The sequence below is a fragment of the Belliella baltica DSM 15883 genome (assembly GCF_000265405.1).
In the GTDB taxonomy this organism is placed as follows: Bacteria; Bacteroidota; Bacteroidia; order Cytophagales; family Cyclobacteriaceae; genus Belliella; species Belliella baltica.
This window is the reverse complement of record NC_018010.1, coordinates 3,445,271-3,462,267: the sequence shown is the minus strand read 5'-3', so window position 1 is coordinate 3,462,267 and position 16,997 is coordinate 3,445,271. Positions and strand designations below refer to the sequence as shown.

The following is a 16,997-nucleotide window of genomic DNA, read 5'->3' as shown; positions in this document are numbered from 1 at the left end:
GGAAAGGGCTTTGGTATGGGGTAATTTTGTAGCTAAAGTTTAGCAAATACTCAATCAAAATTAATCAAGATGATAGAACAGAATAACCCCTTATTATGCGACCTGGAAACAGGTTTGTGCGAGATTCCTGATTCCTCAACAAAAGTAATAAAAAATGAGGAGGTGCATTCACCTGACAAGCCTATTAAGGTAATCTACTATACAGACCCAATCTGTTCTTCCTGCTGGGGGATTGAGCCTCAACTCAGGAAACTGAAACTGGAATACGGAAGCCACCTTGCTATCGAATACAGAATGGGTGGATTGTTGCCTGATTGGAGCTACAGTAGTGGAGGAATTAGTAAGGCTTCGGATGTGGCGCACCATTGGGACGAGGTAAGTTTGCATTATGACATGCCCATTGATGGGGATGTATGGTTGGAAGATCCATTGGATTCCTCTTACCCGCCATCCATTGCCTTCAAAGCTGCCGAAATGCAGAATGAGGACCTTGCAATTGCTTTTCTTAGAGAAATTAGAGAAATGGTTTTTCTACAAAAAAAGAATATTTCAAAATGGGAAAACCTTAAAGCTGCGGCTGAAAAAGTCGGCTTGGATCTACTACAGTTCAGGAGTGACTTTGAAGGAACGGCGAAAAGGTTGTTTGAAGAGGATTTGATGCTTGGTAGGAAGTTGGGCGTAAGGGGTTTTCCCTCACTTTATTTCTCTGATGATCAGGGAAACACTGAATTCGTGTATGGCACCAAAGCCTATGCTTTCTATGAAATTGCCGTGCTCAAATTGGCTCCAGAAGCAAAGAAATCTGATTACAAGAAAAATTGGGAGGCATTATTTGCCAAATATCCATCTCTTACCGCAAGAGAATTCTCGGAGCTTTCAAGTTATGGCAGGGTAGAAGCAGAGGAAGTATTAGATGCTCTAACAACTCAAGAAAAGTTGGTTAAGGAAACTACTAAAAACGGATCTCTTTGGAAAATAAATAAGGTAGTGGAATAAATGTAATGGATAGGAAAAATTTCTTAAGACCTTGGTCCCGCTAGCAATAGCGGGACCTTTAGCCATATCAACTATGAAACTGAAAGAACTCAACAAGATGACAGATTCTTTGGGTAAGACCCAAAAAATGCCTGTATTATTCCTTGGGCATGGAAGTCCCATGAATGGTATTGAAGAAAATGAATTTGTGGCAGGATTCAGGAATATTGCTAAAGAAATCCCGAAGCCAAATGCCATTTTGTGTATTTCCGCCCATTGGGAAACGAAAGGCACCTTGGTTACAGCTATGCAGCATCCGCCTACCATCCATGATTTTGGCGGATTTCCTCAGGCACTTTTTGATGTACAGTACCCAGCACCTGGTAGCCCAGATCTTGCGAGGGAAACTCAGGGATTGATTACAAAAACCAATGTTGAAATGGATGATAAATGGGGACTTGATCATGGAGCTTGGTCTGTGATCAAGCATTTATATCCAAATGCGGATATTCCAGTGGTACAGATGAGCTTGGATCATTACCAAACTCCGCAATACCACTATGAACTTGCGGCGGAGTTGAAGTCCCTTCGGGAAAAAGGAGTACTGATCATTGGGAGTGGAAATATGGTACACAACCTCAGGATGTTGGCATGGGGCAAGATGAATGAAAATTATGGGTTTGATTGGGCTATAGAAGCCAATGAGACTATGAAAAACTTCATCCACAGTGGTGATCACCGCTCCCTGATTAACTTTCGTTCACAGGGAAAAGCTTTTGATTTAGCCATTCCCACACCGGAACATTATCTGCCTTTACTTTACACCTTAGGCTTGCAGGAGAAAGGGGAGGAGTTATCTCTTTTCAATGACCAAGCTGTGGCAGGTTCGTTGACCATGACATCGGTTAAAGTTGGATGATTTTGAACATTTGGGAATAAATTAGAATTTATAGTTTTATTAAATGATTATTCAATTTTAATTTGTTTAAATCGAAAGGTTAAATTATTTATTAAATCTTTCGATTTTTTAAATAATGAAAGTTTTTTTACATATATTTCAATCACAATTCTTATTTATTAGGTTTAATAGGAAAGTATATGATACCTAATTGATAGTTGTGTCTTTTGAAAAACAATAAGTAGTTGAAATATTTGAATTTAATGAGTGTATAAACTAGATGCACTTAAAAGTATTAACGGAATATAAAATGAAAAAAACAGCCTTAAGACGTTCTAGAATACTGGAAGCACTTGATAATTTTGGACAAGTCAATGTGAGTGAATTAAGTAAAGAGTTTAATGTTAGTGAAGTTACGATTAGAAATGACTTGGCAAATCTCGAAAGAAATAAACTTTTGGTTAGAGCTCATGGTGGAGCATTCAAAACAAATACCTTAGCAATTCCAGTAACTGAAAAGAAAAAGATCAATCTAGATGCTAAAAAAGCAATTGGCAAAGCAGCAGCAAAAATCATTCAAGAGAATGATTCTATCATTTTAGATTCTGGAACTACAACCTTCGAAATCTCCAATAATCTTGGGAAATTCGAAAGACTTTCTGTTATCAGTAATGCCTTAGATATTATAAACAATCTGGCAAACTTCGATAATCTTGACGTAATGGTTCCAGGTGGCTTTTTGAAGGAATTTTCAATGTCTCTTGTAGGTCCTATGGCAGAAAGAAATTTTAAGCAATTGCATTGCAACAAACTTTTTTTGGGAGTGGATGGTTTTAAATCTGATGTAGGAGTATATACCTACCATATGGAAGAAGCTTATTTGAATCAATTGATGATTGACATTGCTGAAGAAGTGATTGTAGTAGCAGATTCCTCAAAGTTCAAAAAAATCGGTTTTGCTTTTATTGCTGGATTCAACAAAATCCACAAAGTAATCACGGATAAAGATATTGAGCCTGAATTTGTGAAAATGCTTGAGCGCAACAATGTCGAGGTAATCATTGCAAATTAAGCTTGTTTTTTACACACGTTTTTCAAAAATAAAAACAAAACATGCAAAACTTAACCAACAAAATCGCATTAATCACAGGAGGAAGTAAGGGGATAGGTTATGGAATAGCTGCATCATTGCTTGCGGAAGGAATGAAGGTAGCAATTACGAGCCGAAGCCAAGAAGCAGCCGAAAAAGCGGCATCTGAATTGGCAAAAATAGGAAAAGGTGAAGTCATCGGCATTGAGGCAGACGTAAGAAATTTTGATTCTCAGCAAAATGCCGTAAATGTAGTCATCCAAAAATGGGGACAGTTAGATCTTTTGGTAGCCAATGCCGGAATAGGGCATTTTGCCTCTGTAGAGGAAATTACACTAGAGCAATGGCATGAAACCATTGACACCAACCTTACAGGAGTATTTTATAGTATCAAGGCTGGGTTAGAAGGTTTGAAAAAATCCAAAGGTTATTTTATTTCTATATCAAGCTTGGCAGGAACAAACTTCTTTGCAAATGGATCTGCATACAATGCAAGTAAATTTGGTGTAACAGGCTTTTCTCAGGCGGCAATGTTAGATGTGAGAAAACATGGAATTCGTGTTACGACTATCATGCCAGGATCTGTTGCTACTTATTTTAATGACCATCAACCGAATGATAAAGATGGTTGGAAGATCCAGATTGAGGATTTGGGTCAAATGGTCGTAGACTTGATGCAAATGAATTCTAGAACACTTCCAAGCAAAATCGAAGTGAGGCCCACAATGCCTCCTGGAGCATAAGTATAAATCAATAAAGCCTGATCTGTTTGGTCAGGCTTTATTGATTTATAGCTTATCAGTTTGATGCTTTCAATTTTTTCAACCTTAAAACACGATCTTTGATAGGTCAAATCATGGGAATTGTAATTTGGGACAAGGAATTGGCACGATGTTCATAATGATTGGAGCAGTGCTGAAAATAATTCCTGGCAAAAGGCCTATTCACAAAAAATATGTGTTAGTTGTCTAAAACCTGAATATTCAGAATTTATTTTACTTGAAAAGCATCATAAAAATAAAGTGTCTTCCATTGCTTCTTCCGTCATTTTTTTAGCAATATCTTTTCCTAAATAGAGATCAATCCAATGATGTCCCACATATAATAATGGAGTCAATAGAACAGCTACTCCAAACTTGTAGATGTAATTGATGATACCTACCGAGACAACTTGAGCCCAGCTCCAATTTCCAAAGATGTAAAATGCTATGCCCAAAACCACAAAAGAGTCAATAAATTGAGAAACTAAAGTAGAGCCTGTCGCTCTGAGCCATATCATTTTAGAACCTGTAATTTTTCTTAGCTTTTGAAATACAAAGACATCAATCAATTGTCCCAGTAGAAATGCGATCAAAGAACCAATTATGATTCCTAAACCTTGTCTAAAAATGGTATTAAAAGCATAATCTATATTGAAGTAGTTGCCACTAGAATCGGGAGTATTTACCTCCAACCAAAACGGTGCCGGATGAAGTTTTGTGACTATAGTAATGATAATGAAAATGTAAGCTATGAAAAAGGCGGTCAAAAAGCTAATTTTTCTTACACCCTTTTTACCAAAATATTCATTGATGATATCTGTGGTGATAAATACTATTGGCCAGATTACGGCTCCTGCTGTCAAATTAAAATCAAGAATATAGTCACCAAAAAAACTCCAACCAACAGGTTCAAACCCCAGAGTCAATTCTCCTGAAAATATCTTCACACCAATGATTTCTGCAAGAATAGCATTGGTCAAAAAGATCCCACAAAGAATGATGAAAAGATTTGTTTTCTTAGTTTGAAAATCTTTTTCTTTGATTTCGATATGCATATCAGAGTCCTAGGTTGATAAATGTGTTAATCAATAGGGTAAGTAATTCCTTCTTCACTCAAAAAGCTGTTTTTAAATTTGGACTTGGCTTGTTGAAGAAGTAGGTCAAGATCAATATAGCGGGTGGAAAAATGCCCTAAAAGTAGTTTTTTTACTTTTAGCTTTGACGCAATGTCACCTGCTTGTGTTGCTGTGCTATGGAAGGTCTCTTTCGCTCTCAACATTTCATCATCTGCAAAGGTAGATTCGTGGTATAGGGTAGTAACTCCTTGTAAATTTTCAATCAAATCAATTGGATCATAAATTGTATCCGAACAAAAGGCATAGGAGCGAAGCGGTTTAGGAGGAAGTGTAAAATCTTTTGCCAAATAGGTGATGCCCTCATCTTCATTTACGAAATCAATTCCTTTACGAAGCGTATTGATTGCCTCAACGCTTATTCTATTTTCTAAAAGCACTTCTTTATTCATCCTTAAAAGACCGGGTTTTTCTTGAATCAAAAAACCAGTGCAAGGCAGTCGATGTTTGAGAGGAATTGAAAAAACTTTAAAGTTCTTTTCTTCTAAGATCAATTCTTTTTCGGATGGGTTGGTTTGTATAAATCTCAGTGGAAAGTTTAATCTTGTGTTGCTGTATTTGAGTTGGGTTGTGATGATTTCATCCAAGCCTTGAGGTCCGTAAATAGTCAAAAGCTTAGACCTCTTGTGTAGATGAAAAGTAGAAATCATGCCCATCAGTCCAAAATAATGATCGCCATGGAGGTGGGAGATAAAAATATAATCTATTCGACTGTATTTGAGTTTAAATCTGCGCAATTGTATTTGCGTGCCTTCCCCACAGTCTATCAACATGTAGGTAAGACCAACATTTACCAATTGCGCAGTTTGATTGCGGCCATGAGCCGGAATCGCTGAATTGGATCCTAGAATGGTAACATCGAATTCCAAAATTAACTTTCTTCCTCTTCTTCGGAATTACCATTTTCAATTTCATGCATGAAAATTGCTTCAGCAGCTTCTTCAAGAGTTTCTACTAAGTTAAAAACCTTATCGAGCATGGATATTTTTATCAATTTAATAACATGCTCTTGAGCTCCAGAGATAACAAATATGCCTCCTTCTCTACTAAATTCTCTATTTCCAACTAATAATGCACTTAATCCACTCGAATCTACATATTTTACTTGACTCATGTCAATGACAAGATTTTGATAACCTTCTGCATGAACTGTTAATAGTTCTGATTTTAACTTCGGAGAGAGTGCTGAATCTAATTTTTCTTCAAGTGGTGTAAATACCACGTACTGTTCTTTTTTATCTACTGTATATTTCATGTTTTTTGAGATTTGAGACTTGAGACAAGAGGTATGAGACTTTGATCATTTTAAATATGAAACTCTCTAGTCAAATAATCTTTCTCTTTTGTCTTCAATTATTTATTTATTTGAAATTTAAATTTTACGAGTTAAGTATCAAGTACTGAAGAATATTTTGAATGCCATGATAATATCACAATCAAAACCCAATCTCTAAGCATACTGTTAATTAACATTCAATTCTTAAACCCTTCCTCCTTCATCCTTCCAAGTACCGCTTCCTCAATCCTTTTTTCTAAATTAGCTGTATCAGCTTTTATAAATTTTTCACCTGTGATTTTTTCAAACAGCTCAATATACCTGTCTGATATTTCTTCTACAAAGGAATTTGGCATATCGGGTACTTGCTGACCGTCTTTTCCTTGAAATCCTTGACTGATCAACCATTGTCTTACAAATTCTTTTGATAATTGTTTTTGTGGATTACCTACTCTTTGATTTGCTTCATATCCTTCGGCATAAAAGTACCTGGAAGAATCTGGAGTATGAATTTCATCTATCAGAAAGATTTCACCATCATATTTTCCAAATTCATATTTAGTATCAACCAAAATCAAACCCATTTCAGCTGCCATTTCAGTACCTTTTTGAAACAAGTCATGCGTATATTTCTCCAAGACTTCATAGTCTTTTAGACTTACTATTCCTTTATTAAGTATTTCTTCTTTGGAAATATCTTCATCATGACCTTCATCAGCTTTGGTCGTTGGAGTAATGATTGGGTGGGGGAGTTTATCATTTTCTTTGAGCCCGTCAGGTAGAGCAACTCCACAAATAGAACGTTTGCCAGCGGCATATTCTCTAGCAGCATGTCCTGCAAGATATCCTCTTATGACCATTTCAACCTTGAATGGTTCGCATCGTTTTCCAATAGTTACATTTGGATCAGGTGTTGAGGTAACCCAATTCGGTACTATGTCACTTGTAGCTTTAAGAAACTTCGCAGCAATTTGATTCAAAACTTGCCCTTTGTAAGGAATTGGTTTAGGTAAAACTACATCAAATGCTGAGATTCTGTCTGTAGCAACTACTGCAATGGTTTTATCAAAAATATAGACATCGCGTACTTTACCCTTATAAAATCCCTGCTGATTGGGGAATTGAAAGTTTGTTTCTTTGATAGCGCTATTCATAATGAAAATCTTTGGACAAAAATAGAAAAAGCATTTGTGATTGGAGTCAGAAAAGAACTAATTATTGTCATTTTCTTTTTTTCTGCGGTCAGTTACTCCTGTTACTTTGCCTTCATTGAAAAACCTTTCTAGCACGATCTCCCCATTTTCTGTGTAAATCTTTTGAATGCCATGGATTTTTCCTCTTCGATAAGGAAGTTCTTCTCTGAGTTTTCCATTTTGATAAAATATCAAAGTCATTCCATGTTCTCTTCCTTGCTCGAAATTCACTTCTTTAAAAACTTCACCTGTTTCGAAATAGCTTATTGTTTTTATTACTTCGTTGTATCTATCGTGAAAAGTTTTCTCTTGAATCTGTCCTGATTCATAATAAATGACAAATATTCCTTCAGCTAATCCTTTTTTATATTGGGCAATTTCTTGGGTTTGCCCATTGGGGTAGAAGCTTTTGAATTCTCCTTCAGGGTCGCCATTTCTATATTTTCCAGTCTTAGCAATTTGACCATCAGGATGAAAATACTTAAAGTCTCCGTGCTGATAACCTTTTTTAAAATTAATTTGTGACTTGATCTGCCCATTTTCATGATATGCTATTTGCTCACCATGAAATTGACCTTTTTTATAATAGGTTTTGGACTCTAACTGTTCATTTGAATAAAAATGTTCTTGATACCCTTCTAAAACTCCATTTTCATAAGTTTTCTTTTCTATGAGATTTTCAAATTCGTCATAGACTAAAGTCAATCCATCAGGTTTATTGTTGATAAATGTAGCTTTCTGCCTCACTTTACCGGAAGGAAAATAGGAAATCAATTCTCCATTAATCTGATTATTGGAATAGTTGACCATTTGGGAAATGTTTCCATCTTCAAAATAGGAGATTGAAGGACCTTCTTTTCTGTCATTTTTATAATTAGTGGTACGCAATGTGTCTTTTGTATCAGGGAAATAATCTACAAAAATCCCTTCTCGTTTTCCATTCGAAAAGGTTCCTTCTAAGGCCAAACTACCGCTTTCATAATACAATTGATACAGACCATTTTTAATACCATTGATCTGTGAGATGATTTCTTTCACCTTGAGCTGCTGAGCGTCGTAATAGGTCTTAGATATTTGATCTTGAGCAAATAAGTTGGTTGATATAAAAATGATTGCTATGAAATACAGACCGATATAGATGCGCATTGCTAGTGATTTTTGAAAATATTTAGAATGTAATAATAAGCAAAAAAGACAAAGAGTTCATTATTTTGAACGCTTTGTCTTTTTGAAATGAATTGAAAATTTAATGAATAAAGATTTATGAATCTTGCAATCTTGACTTATAATTTCTCTATTACGATTGCAGAAGCACCACCACCTCCGTTACAAATGCCAGCAACGCCGATTTTTCCTTTTTTCTGGGTCAAAACACTGTTCAAGGTAGCAATGATTCTAGCTCCTGATGCTCCAAGTGGATGCCCTAGTGAAACAGCACCGCCAAAAACATTCAATTTATCATTATCGAGATTTAATTGCTTTTGGTTTGCAATCGCTACAGCTGAGAAGGCTTCGTTGATTTCGTAAAAATCAACATCATTTTCGGTTAATCCAGCATTTTTGATTGCCTTTGGTATGGCTAGGGCCGGGGCTGTGGTAAACCAAAGTGGATCTTGAGCAGCATCTGCAAAGCCTCTAATTTTTGCAATTGGAGTCAAGTCTAGCTCCTGAACTTTCTCTTTGCTCATCAAAAGAATGGCAGAAGCTCCATCATTCATGGTTGAAGCATTAGCAGCAGTTACAGTTCCCTCTTTATCAAAAACAGGTCTTAAAGAAGGAATCTTATCAAACATTACATTTTTGAATTCTTCATCCTCGTCGATTACGATTTTCTCACCTTTTCGTCCTGTCAATTCCACAGGAACAACTTCTTCTTTGAATGAGCCATTTTTCCACGCTTCAGCAGATCGAGTGTAAGATTGTATGGCATAGGCATCTTGCTCCTCTCGTGATATCTTCATTTCTTTGGCTGTGTTATCAGCACAATTTCCCATCGGAAATTTATAATAAACTTCAAAAAGACCATCTTTTACCAATCCATCTACAAATTCCGCATTACCATACTTGTATCCAAATCGAGCTTTAGGAACATAAAATGGCACGTTAGACATGCTTTCCATCCCGCCAGCTACCACAACGTCATTTTGTCCTGTCATGATAGATTGTGCAGCGAACATTACTGCTTTCATCCCCGAGGAGCAAACTTTATTCACAGTTGTACAAGGTACGTTATACCCAATGCCTGCACCGATTGCTGCTTGACGGGCAGGGGCTTGCCCAAGATTGGCGGAGATGACATTCCCCATAATTACCTCTTCCACTTCTTTCGGGTCAAGACCAGCTTTTGTCAAGGCACCTTTAATTGCAATACTTCCTAGTTCCGTTGCTGATAGTCCTGATAATTTCCCTCCAAAACTTCCTAGCGGTGTCCTTACTGCTGATACGATATATACTTCTTTCATTTGGGTTTATATTTTATGATTTAAATTAAAGAAATTGTCCGCCTTGGCGGATTGTAATATTATTTAATTAGGTTGATGATTAGAGAGTTGGGATGTTGTGAAGATCATCATATAGAATTTACCTTCTACTTTTGGGAGGCTTATTTCCATATTTTAAGAAGCAAAGTAAGATGATTTTTAAGAATGAAGAAGGCCACTTTTTTCTTGGCTCTTGTTTCTTAACTCTTTCATCTTCCCAAGTCTACCAATCTGGCAATCCTCTTTCAGGTCTTTTGGTTGCTTTTTTTCGATTTTGTTGGATATAACGTAACTCAGCAGCATTCATCGCATCTAGAATCTGTGCTGCCTGCTCAGGAGTAAGATTCATTTCTTTGAGTTTTTCCTTTAATTGCTCCATTGCCTTTTCCCTTTCACTTAGGTCACTATCCATTTCACTTGGTTCCTGGGAATCTTTTTCATTTTGAGATTTTTCTCCTTCTTTATCTTCTTTTTTCTCAGATTCAGCATTTTCATCGTTTTCGGTTTCCTCTTCGCCTTCTCCGTTTTTCTTATTTTCGTCTTTCTTCTCTTCTTGCTCTTGATTTTCTTGCTCCTCTTGCTCTTGGTCATCCTGATTTTCATCATTTTCACCTTCGTCTTCTTGATCTTTTTGATCTTGATTTTCCTCCAGCCATCTAGCCAAGAGCTCATAGTTATATCTTGCAGCTTCGTTTTTAGAATCTTTGATCAAAGCATATTTGAAAGCTTCTAAGGCCTCTTCGTATTTCTCTCCTTTGGCCAAAATCAACCCATTATGATTAGAAGCAAAAGAAGCTATCATGGGATTGGGACTGCTGAGTAAAGACATAAATGTGCGTTGTGCCTCTTCGGATTCTTCAGCAAACTGATAACTTAATCCCAAATTGTAAGTTGCTTCAGGGCCGTTGATGCCAAATTCTGAAGTTAAAAAAAGATGATCATCAACTGATTTCTCATAATTGGTTTCAGCATAACTTTTAGCCGCGGCTTTTATAGCTGCATTTTTCTTAGATATTTCTAACCATGAGGAAGGAATAAGTAGAAGAATGAATAAAATAAGCCTGCTAGTTAAAATCATAATGATTGGATAACAATAATTTACAAGTTGATAGTTCGTAATGGGAAAATCATGTCAATAAATGCCAGACATAAACCAATAATAAGGAAATAGAAGTATTTGTTTGCTGAGGCTTCAACCATTCTACTTCCTGTGACAGCACCTTCTTCTCTTTCAATAGCAGCAATTAAATCAGGAATTTCTTGATTTTCATCACTCAGTTCAAAGTAAGCCCCTTCGGTTTGTGCTGCCAAGAATTTCAAATTTGTTGTCTCTAATTTCGTGATAGCGGGTTGATTAGTTTTTGGATCGATGATTAGGTTATTTCCTCTAGGAATTGTGGAACCTTGTGAAGTACCTACTCCTAAACTAAAAACTTTGATTCCTGAATTGGTAAGTTCATCGATGATTGGACGGAAATTATCACCAAAATCTTCTCCATCAGAAACCAATATAACAGACCTGCTATTGGTTTCTGGCCTTTCGTCGGTTTGAAATTTACTCAAAGCCATCTGTAAAGGCGCATTGATATCTGTTCCCTGACTAGGTACAAGTCCTGTATTCAGCCCATCGATATGGAGCTGCAATACATTTTGATCAAAGGTAAGGGGACATTGTACAAATGCTTCAGAACTGAAAATAATCAATCCGATCCTATCTCCGGCAAAACTCTTTGTTAGATTTTTCAATTCGAATTTCACTCTCTGCAATCTAGATGGGCCGATATCTGTAGCATTCATTGACTGAGATAAATCGATCGCTATAAAAATGTCTTTTCCTTCTTCTTTGATTTCTTTCATCGAGGTACCAACAGAAGGTCCTGAGAGCGCGATCAAAAAAAGTACAAAGTAAGAAGTACGCAACATCACTTTTATGAAAATGCGATGCTTTTTCACCTGTAGTTTTCTGTTGATGAGATAAAATCGATATAAATAAATGGTGTAAAGCAATATAAAAATCACTGCCAACCATGTTAATAAACTTCCGTCCGGATATGCCCAAATCATGCCTTGAAATTATGAAATATAAACGAAAATCGGATAGTAGTATTTGATTTTGTTTGAAAAAGAATGTTTTGTTACTGTGAATTGATAGGATAGCTCAAGTTAGTTTTCTTGAAGTTTTTCAATTTCAATATTTGTCATTTGAACTATACTAATTTTCATTGAAATGTCAGTAAGAGGCTCATCATCAGCATCCGTTTTTTGAATTACGATTTTATCTACGATATTCATTCCTTTGATTACTTGACCAAAAACAGTGTAATCATTATCTAATCTATTTAATCCATTTTTGTTTTGAACGATATAAAATTGACATCTTGCAGATAGTTTTCCAGGGTTATCATCTCTTCCTGCACCAACGGCGCCATAGACATGGGTAATTCCTTTGACAAACTCTGGTTCTAAGAGATATTCTGGGTCATTGAACCCTTCTTCAGTATCTGGGCAACCTGCTTGAGCGACAAAATTTGGAATTACTCGGTTGAAGGTCAATGAATCCCAATAACCACTTTGTGCTAAAGAAATAAAACTTGCCTTATGCTTCGGTGTTTCCTCAAATAGTTTGATGTAAATATTGCCATAACTCGTTTCAATCAATCCAATCGGATTGGTTTTTTGACCAAAGGAGCAATTAAGAAACATCAAACAGATTAGGGTGAGTGCTGCTTTTATTTTCATTGAGCTAATATATGAATCTAGATTTGAATAGCTTCTTCTAAGTCAGTTGAATTTTTAATGTTGAGAAATTTTAAAATATTAAGTTTGACATAAATTGTCGTACATTTTATAACTGGGGTGAAAATACCCACTTGTTGGTATTTTTTTATAGAAAAGTTTAGGTTATTTTAGAAAATCAAAAAAAGTGAGAGATTGATCAGTTAGGAGATTTTAGAAAACAAAAAAGACGACCCCGAAAGATCAAATCCTTCGGGGCCCTCTTAAATGTTTCCACAACGGAATAATCCTTATTGTGAATTGCTTCAAATTGATGACGCTAATATAGATTTTAAACTTTAAACTTTTATAAAAATATGAAAAAGATTTTGGGATTGGATTTGGGGACTACTTCAATTGGTTGGGCTTTTATCAAAGAACCTGAAAAAGATGTGGTTGGAAGTGAAATTGTTGATATGGGAGTAAGGATAGTACCTCTCAGTTCTGATGAAGAAAATGACTTTGCTAAGGGGAATACTATATCAATTAATGCAGATAGGACTCTTAAAAGAGGAGCCAGAAGAAACTTACAACGATTCAAGCAAAGGAGAAATGCACTTCTTGAAATCTTTAAAGAAAAGAAATTAATTTCTACAAACTTCAAATATGCTGAGGATGGTCCATCTTCTACTTTTTCAACATTGAATCTAAGAGCTAAAGCAGCCAAAGAAAAAATTGAGCTCCAGGATTTAGTGAAAGTCCTATTACAAATCAATAAAAAAAGAGGCTATAAAAGTAGTAGAAAAGCAAAGTCAGAAGAAGATGATGGTTCTGCCATTGATAGTATGGGTATAGCTAAGGAGTTATATGAAAATGACCTAACTCCTGGACAGTGGGTCTATGAAGCTTTGCAAAAAGGAAGAAAGAATGTTCCTGATTTTTACAGATCTGATCTTCAGGAAGAATTTAAGAAAATTGTGAATTACCAATCTGAATTCTTTCCAGATATTTTTAATGCATCTTTTGTTGAAGATTGGATGGGAAAAGCTAGTACTCCTACAAAGCAATATTTCAATAAAAAAGGAGTTCAATTAGCCGAAAATAAAGGAAAACGGGAAGAAAGAAGATTACAAGAATATAAATGGAGAGCTGAAGCAGTAAACTTTAAAATAGATCTTTCGGAAATCGCATTAATTCTTTCCCAAATTAATTCTCAAATATCCAATTCCAGTGGCTATTTAGGTGCTATTAGTGATAGAAGTAAGGAGTTATACTTCAAAAATTTAACTGTTGGGCAATATCTGTATCAGCAAATCAAAAAGAATCCCCATACAAGATTGAAAGGACAGGTTTTTTATAGACAGGATTATTTGGATGAATTCGAAAGGATTTGGAGTGTACAGTCAAGTTTTTATCCTCAATTAAATGATGCATTAAAAAGGGAGGTTAGGGATATTACTATTTTCTTTCAGCGTCGGCTTAAATCTCAAAAACACCTTATTAGTAATTGTGAGTTTGAAGATCATCATAAAGTTGTACCTAAATCACATCCTGTCTTTCAAGAATTCAGAATATGGCAAAACCTGAACAATCTCCTTCTAATTAAGAAAGACAATCTTAATGAGAAATTTGATCTCGAACTGGAGAGTAAAATTGCTTTGGCTAATGAATTGGCTTTTAAGAGGGAGTTAAATGTAAAAGATGCCTTGAAAATTTTAGGCTTAAAGCCTAATGAATGGGAATTCAATTTTACAAAAATAGAAGGCAACCGTACCAACCAAGCTTTTTTTGATGCATTTGCAAAAATCATTGAATTAGAAGATGGTGAGCCAATAGATTTGGGTGATTTGAAAGCTGATGATATTTTGGATCAGTTTTCTGAAGCTTTTTTGAGAATTGGCATAGATACAGAATTACTTCAAGTAAATAGTGATATCGAGGGGGCAGAATATGAAAAACAGTCCTACATTCAATTTTGGCATTTATTATATAGCTCTGAGGATGATCAGAAATTAAAGCTAAATTTGATCAGAAAGTTTGGTTTCAAACCTGAACATGCAAAAATTTTGGCAAGTATTAGTCTTCAAGATGATCACGCTTCCTTAAGTAGTAGGGCAATAAAAAAAATATTACCACATCTTCAATCTGGGCTTATTTACGACAAGGCTTGTACCTATGCAGGATATAATCATTCTTCTTCATTTACAAAAGATGAAAATGAAAAGAGGGAGTTGAGAGCAGAGTTGGAATTATTAAAAAAGAATTCTTTAAGAAATCCTGTCGTAGAGAAGATTCTTAATCAGATGATAAATGTAGTAAATGCGATTTTAAAGGATCCAGAGCTAGGAAGACCTGATGAAATAAGAGTTGAAATGGCTCGAGAGCTAAAAGCAAATGCTGAACAAAGAAAAAATATGACTTCCAATATTGCGTCAGCAACTCGAGACCATGATAAATATAGAGAAATACTCAAAAGTGAATTTGGACTAAAAAGAGTTACTAAAAACGATTTGTTACGCTACAAGCTTTGGCTTGAAACAGATGGGATTTCTCTTTACACTGGTAAGCCAATTGAGGCCAGTAAACTTTTTTCCAAGGAATATGACATTGAGCATATTATTCCCAAAGCAAGGTTATTTGATGATTCTTTTTCGAACAAAACTATTTGTGAAAGACAGTTGAATATTGATAAAGCGAATGTTACTGCGTTTAGTTTTCTTCAAAATAAACTATCTGCTGATGAGTTTGAGCAATATCAATCTCGAGTGAAATCGCTTTACGGGAAATTGAGTAAGGCCAAAATACAAAAGCTTTTGATGGCCAATGATAAAATCCCAGAGGATTTTATTGCTAGACAGCTTCAAGAAACTCGATACATCAGCAAAAAGGCGAAGGAAATTCTCTTTGAGATTTCAAGGAGAGTTTCAGTTACTACAGGAACTATTACCGATAAACTAAGGGAAGATTGGGGATTGGTAGAGATTATGAAAGAGCTGAATTGGGAAAAGTACGATAAGTTAGGTTTGACCTATACAATTGAAGGGAAACATGGTGAAAGGTTAAATAAAATCAAAGATTGGAGTAAAAGGAATGATCACCGCCATCATGCGATGGATGCACTTACTGTTGCTTTAACAAAACCAGCATATATTCAATATCTCAATAATTTGAATGCTAAAGGATTAAATAATAAAAAAGGAACAGAGGTTTTCGCCATAGAACAAAAGTATCTTAAAAGAGAAAATGGGAAACTTTGTTTTATTCCTCCCATAGAAAATATTAGATCTGAGGCTAAAAAGCACCTTTCAAGGATCTTGGTTTCTTACAAGGCAAAAAATAAAGTTGTTACAATTAACAAGAATAAAACGAAGAGTAAAGCAGGTTTAAATGAACAAATTGCATTAACGCCAAGAGGTCAGCTTCATAAGGAGACAGTTTACGGGAAGTCCTTTCACTACAGTACAAAGTTTGAGAAAATCGGTGCTTCTTTCAATGTTCAGAAAATTAATACTGTTGCCAAGAAAGAAGAAAGAGAAGCCCTTTTGAAAAGGCTAGCTGAGAATGGGAATGACCCCAAAAAAGCATTTACTGGAAAAAATACCTTGAATAAAATGCCAATATATTTGGATCTGGGGAAAAATATCAAGCTATCTGAAAAAGTTAAAACTGTTGTGCTCGAGCAAAATTACACCATCAGAAAAAATATTGATCCGGATTTGAAGGTGGATAAAGTTATTGATGTTGGTATAAAAAGAATATTAGAAAGCCGATTGGAAGAGTTTGGAGGTAATGCTAAGCTTGCATTTTCAAATCTTGAAGAAAATCCTATCTGGCTAAACAAGGAGAAAGGTATTTCAATTAAAAGAGTCAAGATTTCAGGTGTTAGCAATGTAGAATCACTTCATGTGAAGAAAGATCATTTCGGAGAACCAATTCTTGATCAGGAAGGAAATGAAATACCAGTTGATTTTGTCAGTACAGGTAATAATCATCATGTTGCGATTTACGAGGATGAAAATGGAAATCTTCAAGAAGAGGTAGTTTCCTTTTTTGAGGCCGTTGTTAGGCAGAATCAAGGTTTACCAATTATCAAAAAAAACCACACTTTAGGATGGAAGTTCTTATTTACGCTGAAACAGAATGAGTACTTCGTTTTTCCTTCAGATGATTTTGTCCCTGCTGACGTAGACTTGATGGATGAGCAAAATTACCATTTGATTAGTCCAAATTTATTTAGAGTGCAGAAAATTGCTAGAAAGAATTATGTTTTTAACAATCATTTGGAAACTAAAGCAGTGGATAATGATCTGTTAAAGTCCAAGAAAGAGCTATCTAAGATTACCTATCATTTTTATCAAACACCAGAACATTTAAGGGGCATAATTAAAATTAGAATTAATCACCTTGGGAAAATTATTCAGATAGGAGAGTATTAGAAAATGGAAATAGAAAAATCCTACCATATCTACAATCACG

The 16,997-nt window shown here is 35.4% G+C and carries 14 protein-coding genes; 5 read left to right on the top strand and 9 right to left on the bottom strand.

What is annotated here, in order from left to right; translation table 11 throughout:
• Positions 1-69: 69 nt before the first annotated feature.
• The 4 genes from BELBA_RS15725 (at position 70) to BELBA_RS15710 (ending at position 3,706) form a co-directional block, all read left to right on the top strand.
• The gene (locus tag BELBA_RS15725; RefSeq protein ID WP_014773665.1) at positions 70-996 is read left to right on the top strand and encodes a DsbA family protein; all 927 of its coding nucleotides are present in this window, start codon (positions 70-72) and stop codon (positions 994-996) included.
• Between the two features lie 73 nt (positions 997-1,069).
• The gene (gene ygiD / locus BELBA_RS15720) at positions 1,070-1,894 is read left to right on the top strand and encodes a 4,5-DOPA-extradiol-dioxygenase (RefSeq protein WP_041779411.1); all 825 of its coding nucleotides are present in this window, start codon (positions 1,070-1,072) and stop codon (positions 1,892-1,894) included.
• A 289-nt stretch (positions 1,895-2,183) separates the two neighbouring features.
• Complete coding sequence (gene agaR / locus BELBA_RS15715; RefSeq protein WP_041779722.1) at positions 2,184-2,945, top strand: transcriptional repressor AgaR; 762 nt, start codon at positions 2,184-2,186, stop codon at positions 2,943-2,945.
• Between the two features lie 41 nt (positions 2,946-2,986).
• A complete protein-coding gene (locus tag BELBA_RS15710; RefSeq protein ID WP_014773662.1) occupies positions 2,987-3,706 on the top strand; it encodes an SDR family oxidoreductase in 720 nt (239 codons plus the stop codon).
• A 266-nt stretch (positions 3,707-3,972) separates the two neighbouring features.
• Here the strand turns inward: BELBA_RS15710 and BELBA_RS15705 are convergent, their stop codons facing one another.
• From BELBA_RS15705 to BELBA_RS15665, 9 genes are all read right to left on the bottom strand, one after another.
• Positions 3,973-4,779: a queuosine precursor transporter gene (locus BELBA_RS15705; RefSeq protein WP_014773661.1), complete on the bottom strand. Its 807-nt coding sequence runs from the start codon at positions 4,777-4,779 to the stop codon at positions 3,973-3,975.
• Between the two features lie 26 nt (positions 4,780-4,805).
• Complete coding sequence (locus BELBA_RS15700) at positions 4,806-5,726, bottom strand: ribonuclease Z (protein WP_014773660.1); 921 nt, start codon at positions 5,724-5,726, stop codon at positions 4,806-4,808.
• A 2-nt stretch (positions 5,727-5,728) separates the two neighbouring features.
• Positions 5,729-6,112 carry an STAS domain-containing protein gene (locus BELBA_RS15695; RefSeq protein WP_014773659.1) on the bottom strand — a complete coding sequence of 128 codons (384 nt, stop codon included), beginning with the start codon at positions 6,110-6,112 and terminating at the stop codon, positions 5,729-5,731.
• 218 nt (positions 6,113-6,330) lie between these two features.
• Complete coding sequence (locus tag BELBA_RS15690; protein WP_014773658.1) at positions 6,331-7,287, bottom strand: phosphoribosylaminoimidazolesuccinocarboxamide synthase; 957 nt, start codon at positions 7,285-7,287, stop codon at positions 6,331-6,333.
• 57 nt (positions 7,288-7,344) lie between these two features.
• On the bottom strand, positions 7,345-8,472 hold the full coding sequence (locus BELBA_RS15685; RefSeq protein WP_014773657.1) for a toxin-antitoxin system YwqK family antitoxin: 1,128 nt from the start codon (positions 8,470-8,472) through the stop codon (positions 7,345-7,347).
• A gap of 137 nt (positions 8,473-8,609) precedes the next feature.
• Positions 8,610-9,788, bottom strand: a complete 1,179-nt coding sequence (locus BELBA_RS15680) for an acetyl-CoA C-acyltransferase (RefSeq protein WP_014773656.1) — start codon at positions 9,786-9,788, stop codon at positions 8,610-8,612.
• A 241-nt stretch (positions 9,789-10,029) separates the two neighbouring features.
• Positions 10,030-10,884 carry a hypothetical protein gene (locus BELBA_RS15675; protein ID WP_041779410.1) on the bottom strand — a complete coding sequence of 285 codons (855 nt, stop codon included), beginning with the start codon at positions 10,882-10,884 and terminating at the stop codon, positions 10,030-10,032.
• A 20-nt stretch (positions 10,885-10,904) separates the two neighbouring features.
• The gene (locus BELBA_RS15670) at positions 10,905-11,870 is read right to left on the bottom strand and encodes a vWA domain-containing protein (protein WP_014773655.1); all 966 of its coding nucleotides are present in this window, start codon (positions 11,868-11,870) and stop codon (positions 10,905-10,907) included.
• A gap of 99 nt (positions 11,871-11,969) precedes the next feature.
• Positions 11,970-12,545 carry a peptidylprolyl isomerase gene (locus BELBA_RS15665; protein ID WP_157466107.1) on the bottom strand — a complete coding sequence of 192 codons (576 nt, stop codon included), beginning with the start codon at positions 12,543-12,545 and terminating at the stop codon, positions 11,970-11,972.
• A gap of 353 nt (positions 12,546-12,898) precedes the next feature.
• On the opposite strand from BELBA_RS15665, the gene cas9 reads away from it, so the two are divergent.
• Positions 12,899-16,957, top strand: a complete 4,059-nt coding sequence (cas9, locus tag BELBA_RS15660; RefSeq protein WP_014773653.1) for a type II CRISPR RNA-guided endonuclease Cas9 — start codon at positions 12,899-12,901, stop codon at positions 16,955-16,957.
• Positions 16,958-16,997 lie beyond the last annotated feature (40 nt).

Bases quoted from the DNA above. Each gene is read 5' to 3' on its own strand.
- BELBA_RS15725 (WP_014773665.1), top strand. From the start codon at position 70: ATGATAGAACAGAATAACCCCTTATTATGCGACCTGGAAACAGGTTTG.
- ygiD (WP_041779411.1), top strand. From the start codon at position 1,070: ATGAAACTGAAAGAACTCAACAAGATGACAGATTCTTTGGGTAAGACC.
- agaR (WP_041779722.1), top strand. From the start codon at position 2,184: ATGAAAAAAACAGCCTTAAGACGTTCTAGAATACTGGAAGCACTTGAT.
- BELBA_RS15710 (WP_014773662.1), top strand. From the start codon at position 2,987: ATGCAAAACTTAACCAACAAAATCGCATTAATCACAGGAGGAAGTAAG.
- BELBA_RS15705 (WP_014773661.1), bottom strand. From the start codon at position 4,779: ATGCATATCGAAATCAAAGAAAAAGATTTTCAAACTAAGAAAACAAAT.
- BELBA_RS15695 (WP_014773659.1), bottom strand. From the start codon at position 6,112: ATGAAATATACAGTAGATAAAAAAGAACAGTACGTGGTATTTACACCA.
- BELBA_RS15690 (WP_014773658.1), bottom strand. From the start codon at position 7,287: ATGAATAGCGCTATCAAAGAAACAAACTTTCAATTCCCCAATCAGCAG.
- BELBA_RS15685 (WP_014773657.1), bottom strand. From the start codon at position 8,472: ATGCGCATCTATATCGGTCTGTATTTCATAGCAATCATTTTTATATCA.
- BELBA_RS15680 (WP_014773656.1), bottom strand. From the start codon at position 9,788: ATGAAAGAAGTATATATCGTATCAGCAGTAAGGACACCGCTAGGAAGT.
- BELBA_RS15675 (WP_041779410.1), bottom strand. From the start codon at position 10,884: ATGATTTTAACTAGCAGGCTTATTTTATTCATTCTTCTACTTATTCCT.
- BELBA_RS15670 (WP_014773655.1), bottom strand. From the start codon at position 11,870: ATGATTTGGGCATATCCGGACGGAAGTTTATTAACATGGTTGGCAGTG.
- BELBA_RS15665 (WP_157466107.1), bottom strand. From the start codon at position 12,545: ATGAAAATAAAAGCAGCACTCACCCTAATCTGTTTGATGTTTCTTAAT.
- cas9 (WP_014773653.1), top strand. From the start codon at position 12,899: ATGAAAAAGATTTTGGGATTGGATTTGGGGACTACTTCAATTGGTTGG.